Source organism: Pauljensenia sp. UMB3104 (genome assembly GCF_030217285.1).
GTDB lineage: Bacteria > Actinomycetota > Actinomycetes > Actinomycetales > Actinomycetaceae > Pauljensenia.
Genome location: NZ_JASONN010000349.1, coordinates 1 through 265, shown reverse-complemented (window position 1 = coordinate 265; position 265 = coordinate 1). Strand labels below are relative to the sequence as shown.

Annotated in this window: 1 protein-coding gene; it reads right to left on the bottom strand. The window is 51.7% G+C overall.

Annotated features, from left to right (window positions below; translation table 11 throughout):
* Positions 1-265, bottom strand: a 265-nt coding sequence (locus tag QP415_RS11995) for a carbohydrate ABC transporter permease (RefSeq protein ID WP_442953491.1), incomplete at both ends; no start/stop codon positions are given.

The window sequence follows — 265 nt, the reverse complement described above, 5'->3', positions numbered from 1 at the left end:
AGCAGCGAGTTCACGATGCCGATGTTGAAATCCATCATGAAATACCACAGCAGGGCTACGATCACGTTAGCTACGAAGTAGGGCAGCAGTGCCATACCGCGAATTACCGTGGACTTGGTCAGTTTGTGCAGCAGTACGGCCAATAGCACGGCAATGATTGTCTGGAATCCGATATTCAAGATCACGTAGTAGAAGGTGACCCAGAGGGCGTTCCAGAACAGTGGGTCAGAGAACATGCGGGCGTAGTTGGCGGTACCTACGAACT